Origin of the sequence: Nostoc sp. (genome assembly GCF_036917575.1) — a bacterium.
In the GTDB taxonomy this organism is placed as follows: domain Bacteria; phylum Cyanobacteriota; class Cyanobacteriia; order Cyanobacteriales; family Nostocaceae; genus Nostoc.
In genome coordinates, this window is record NZ_JBALDC010000024.1 from 1 (window position 1) to 5,217 (window position 5,217).

The 5,217-nt window shown below is 40.6% G+C and carries 4 protein-coding genes and 1 pseudogene; 2 read left to right on the plus strand and 3 right to left on the minus strand.

Going from position 1 to position 5,217, the window contains the following annotated elements:
- Window positions 1-238: 238 nt before the first annotated feature.
- Both V7K79_RS05540 and V7K79_RS05545 read left to right on the plus strand, forming a co-directional pair.
- Entirely contained in the window at window positions 239-727 is a 489-nt protein-coding gene (locus V7K79_RS05540) for a transposase (protein ID WP_335045466.1), read from the plus strand.
- Window positions 728-910: 183 nt separating this feature from the next.
- Window positions 911-1,282 (plus strand): zinc ribbon domain-containing protein, encoded by a 372-nt coding sequence (locus V7K79_RS05545; RefSeq protein ID WP_335045468.1) that lies wholly within the window; start codon window positions 911-913, stop codon window positions 1,280-1,282.
- A 148-nt stretch (window positions 1,283-1,430) separates the two neighbouring features.
- Here V7K79_RS05545 and V7K79_RS05550 read toward each other — a convergent pair.
- The 3 genes and pseudogenes from V7K79_RS05550 to V7K79_RS05560 form a co-directional block, all read right to left on the minus strand.
- Window positions 1,431-2,547, minus strand: a protein-coding gene (locus V7K79_RS05550) for an IS630 family transposase (protein WP_442938888.1) whose coding sequence is annotated in 2 segments (ribosomal slippage) — window positions 1,431-1,502 and window positions 1,504-2,547 — 1,116 coding nt in all. Because the reading frame shifts where the segments join, the coding sequence is not laid out codon by codon here.
- Window positions 2,548-2,801: 254 nt separating this feature from the next.
- Entirely contained in the window at window positions 2,802-4,748 is a 1,947-nt protein-coding gene (gene nblS, locus V7K79_RS05555; RefSeq protein WP_335045470.1) for a two-component system sensor histidine kinase NblS, read from the minus strand.
- 281 nt (window positions 4,749-5,029) lie between these two features.
- Window positions 5,030-5,122: pseudogene (locus tag V7K79_RS05560) on the minus strand (element excision factor XisI family protein); the annotation flags it as partial.
- Window positions 5,123-5,217 lie beyond the last annotated feature (95 nt).

A 5,217-nucleotide genomic window follows, 5' to 3' on the forward strand; every position in this document is an offset into this window, starting at 1 on the left:
GTGGATGTTTGAATGGTTCATTCAACACACTACCTTTGATTTTGCCACCCTTCAGATGTACGGGATTTGTTCAAAACTCAAATAGGATTCCTATACATACTGTAAGTATTGATGAAATGACTGGTATTCAGGCTCTGGAACGAGCATATCCAACAGATACAATGAAACCAGGTAAAATCGAATTTCAAGAATTTGAATATATTCGGCATGGAACACTTTCTCGGGAGCATCATGGGATGTGGCAAATGGAGGGATATATCATTTTACTATTGCTCCAACACGCAATGAAGAAGATTTTAACCGTCATATCGCTGCGATTATAGCAACCAAACCATCTGACGGATGGATTTTTGTCACTGACCAACTTAACACTCATAAATCTGAGTCTTTAGTTCGACTTGTAGCAAAAAATTGTGATATCCATATCGATTTAGGCATTAAAGGTAAGTCTGGTATTTTACGTTCAATGGAATCTCGTGCAGCCTTTTTGATTGATACAAGCCACCGTATTCGCTTTGTTTATACACCAAAACATAGTTCATGGCTTAATCAAATTGAGTGTTGGTTTAGTATACTGACGCGTCGTTTACTTAGACGTGGAAACTTTACTTCAACCAATAACCTTAAATGCCAAATTGTGAATTTCATTGATTACTTTAATCGGACATTTGCGAAACCATTTGTTTGGAAGTTTTTAGGCTATCCAAATACTGCTTCAACTGGTTAGTTATTTCTGCCCCGATGCACTAGTTTAGTAGTCAGCTTGCTTAATTGACGTTTAACAAATTAAAGCGATCGTGCAGGGCAAACGCATCTAATAATTTCTCCTTTATAACAATTTTTGCCTCTATTGTTAGTAAAATTCAAGAATAGTTAGAATCATAGTGTTTACCTATTTGCGCTAAAGGTTTTGGCTACTGTATCTTGTCCCCACTGCCATCAACTCGTTGATAGTCAAGCTATTAGTTGTCCCTATTGCCGGACGACACTCAAAGCTTACGGTCATCCTGGTATTCCATTACACCGCGCCACTGGGGACGGGTATCTGTGCGACACCTGCACCTATCATGCTGATGATACTTGCAATTTTCCTCAGCGTCCCTATGCTAAAGACTGTACCCTCTACCAAAATATTGAAGAGACAAAGTTAGATTTGCAACAGCAGCGTTACACTAACAGTTTTGCGGTAACTGTGAAAAGTTGGGTAAAACGCAATCAGGCTTTGCTGTTACTTTTGGGTTTATTATTGGTCTGTTTGTTGTTCGTGATATTAAGGTCTTGATTTGGGTTCTCTGGGGAGTAGAGAATATAACGCTTCTATGTTGAGTCTAGTACAGACCTAAATAGTTATGATCTTATATTTAAATTGTCTCCCCAGCTAAATTAGAATTAATTGTCGCTGTGATTTCAATTGCTTTCATATAGGAATCCTATTTGATTTTTGAAAAAACTCCGTACATCTGAAGGGTGGCGAAATCAAATGTAGTGTGTCGAATAAACCACTTCTTCCATCCACTTTAGATGCAGGAATGTTGGAATTAAGGCGCAGAAGCGTCGAACCCATGTTTTTGCTTGCAACCAAATATCTTCAATCGGATTTTGCGTAGGGCAATTGGGAGCAAAACGAACACAATGTATTTTCCATTCCTCTGTTGGTAAATCTTGATTTACCTCGGACAAGAAATCTTGAATTTCTTTAGAACGATGGTAGCTCGCACCATCCCAAAAAATCAGCAATCGCTGTTCCTTCGATTCAGCTAGTAAATATCGTAGGTAGTCGATAGTATTTTTTGAGTTTCCGGCTTCGTAGGCTTTGAGAATTAACTCTCCTTCGAGGTAGTCAACAGCACCATAATATGTTTGCTTTTCTCGCTCGTTAACTACTGGAACTGCTATTTCTTGGTCACTTCTACCCCATACATAACCACTTAAATCTCCCCACATTAAATGACACTCATCTATTAGCAGTACTCTTAACTTTCCTGCTTCGATTTCCTCCCGGTTATCTGCCAACACTGTTTCAAGCTCTTTTTTTTTTTCTGCGACAGCATTTGGATTTCCTTTAGGGTTTACTTTGGTGGTTTTCTTCCAACTAATTCCTGCTGCGTTGAACAAGTCATAGTAGCTTTGTTTTGACTCATAAATCACATCATACTCAAAAGCTAGTTTATATTCGAGTTCCCCCAGTTCCCAAAAATCCTTGGTTTGCAACCAACTCAATACCTGTTCTCTTTGTTCGCTACTTAAGTAACTTTTTTTGCCTTTGTGATCTAAGCGCAATCCATCAATTCCGTACTGTTCGTAGGCCTGCTTCCAACCTGTTATCAAACCCAGTGATACATCTAAAATTGTTTGAATTTCTTCATACAAGTAACCTTGATAAACTAACTTTACTGCCAGCGCTTTCCTTACCTCACGGGCATTTGGGCGAAGAGCTATAAATTCTTGTAGTTCTGCTATCGCATCCAAGGCGGTTTCTTCAGATGGAAATATCACAGTTGTCACTCCCACAGTCGGTATTGCCGTTTGTGAATGCTGCTTTACCATTGTTTGTTCTTACACTTTTGCTCTCCTACGTATTCTCTCGTATTCTTTTTCAAAAATCAAATAGGATTCCTATAGATATAGATATCGAGTCAATTCAACCTACTTATAGTCTAGTGCAGCTATCCCTCCTTCATGCGGCAGTCTCCTCAAACGCCTCATCTAAAATCGCCACTATCGGGAATGATCAAAAATAACAAACCATGCCCAATCCCTAATCTTCAAGCTGTGATAGATTTTAGATGGTTCTGCAATTTTCAAACTGTGGTAATTTTGGATGTCTCTGCAATAGGTTCAACTTGTATCGTTGCCGCTTTTTCCTCAAAGGTGGCTAAGTCGAACCAAAAGGTGGTGCCAATACCGACTTCACTCACTAGATAGACTTTACTACGATGTCTGTCGATAATATTTCTCACAATTGATAAACCCAAACCCGTACCTTCTAAAGTGTGAACTCGGTTTTCCACGCGAAAGAAGCGTTCAAAAATTGAGTGTTGATCTTCTGTGGCGATGCCAATTCCAGTATCAGAAATTTCAATTCGCACAGGAGCAGATTCGGTGTGATTGGGTTTGAAATCTAGTTGGTAGGCGCGGATTGCGACTTTACCACCGGCTTTGGTGAATTTAAGGGCATTACCAATCAGGTTGCCAAACACTTGTACTAACAGATCGTAATTACCTAATACTAGCGGCAAATTAGGAGCAACTTCTTGAACAAGTTCAACACCTTTATCTTTTGCATTGAGTTGGTAAGTACGCAAGGTTTGCTCAATTGCTTGGGCTAAATCTACGCCATCAAAGCTGTAGTTGCGACCAGATTCGAGTTTTGATAAATCCAAAACATCGTTAACTAGCCGGGTTAAACGATCGGTTTCATGGTTGACTGTTTGCAGAAACTCTTGCCGTTCTTGTACAGCTAAGTCTTCGCCGTAGTCGTGCAGGGTTTCAATATAAGTTTTAATGTTAAATAGAGGCGTTCGCAGTTCGTGAGAAACGTTGCTGATAAATTGACTTTTTGCCTCGTTTAGTTCGACTTCACGGCTTATATCTTGAATAGTAATCGCAATACCTTTGATGCTTTCTCTTTGCAGATTGAGTACTGTAGTCAAGAGAATGCGGATCGTTCGTGGAGTGGGTTGTTTAATAAAAATTCGGAATTCGGCGCTTTCACATTCGCCTGCTGCCATTTCGTACAAGGGACGGGTGATTTCGATTTGTACTGATCCTGGCAAGTGATGTAAGACGTTGCAACCTACTACATTAGCGGCTTCCCAGCCAAAAATTCGCTCTGCTGTAGGGTTGACTAAAATCACCTGCATATTGTTATCAATCAACACCGCACCATCTGCGATCGTGGAAACTAAGGTTTCTAACTTGGCTTTTTCTGCGGTCAGTTCTTCAATATTCTGTTCTTCATAGCGCTCTAATCGCTCTGCCATCTCATTAAAGCTTAAAATTAATTCCCCTAGTTCGCCGCCTAAAGGTAAATTAATTCGTTGCTTAAAATTCCCGGTAGCAATTTGCTTCACCCCCACCAGTAGTTCTTTAATCGGCTTGGTGATGGTCAAGGCGTTAATCACTCCTGCCAATATCACCATTACCCAAATTGTGATAAAAACGGCAATGGTGACATCGCGGGTAAAATTGGTGGAGATAACAGCAGTTTGATTGGGGTTGATCCCGATCGCTAATACACCTAAGTATTTTTTATTAACAATCAGGGGAATAAATACATCAGTGACTATCCCATCTGGTGTTGTATGTTGCCGCACCATCGGCTTTTCCCCATCCCCAGGGTAATCTTCTGGCAGTTGTATTCGCCGTTTAATGGTAAGGGAGTTTTCTACCTCCGCTTCCCAAAAAGGAATGCCAAAAAAGATTTCCCCATTTTCATCGGCATAAAGCATATAACGCACACTAGAGGTGCTGCTATAAAAGCGTTGGGAAAATTGGGCAACCTCTGTGAGATTATTGTCCGCGACCAAGGGGGCAACGTTGGCAGCAAGCAGCAGCCCTAAGTCACGACCAAAGCGAGTGTCATTCATCCGCGCATCCTGCTGAATTGTATTCACAGCCCAGAAGGTCAAACCACTCATCACCAACGAAACTACCATTGTGGCCACAGCCAGCAGTTTGGTCTGGAGGGTGAATTCCGACCACCAACTTGCGATCTCATCTCGAATTGTTTTGAACAGAGTTAGCATCTTAAATAAAGTTGTCAGTAGTCTTTGTTATAAAGCCCAACAACTAAAAAATTAACAGTTAATTTGACAAATATGTTAGGGAAATGGGGAATGGGGGAGTGTCAGGGGGTATCTCTGTTAAGGTGGTCTTAACGAATTTAACTCATTTGAGCGATAATATGTTGATATCCAGTTGAGGATTAACGCGTTAAACCCCATTTTTGTGACTATTTGGTTACGTACAGATGAGCACGTAATTTTGGGTTAGCAGCGAGCAAGATATTCAAACCGAAACGTCACCGCTACGATGCCACTGCAAAATCTGTGTACTGACGCATCTTAGGCTCATGGAATGCCAAAACTATATCTTCCTTAGCAACACCTGCACGAACTAGGGCATCATGTAAAAATAACTTGAACAATTTACCGAATGCTTAGATCATCAGAATGTAACCAACTTAAAGGCTTATATGTCTGATAAGCACGTAGT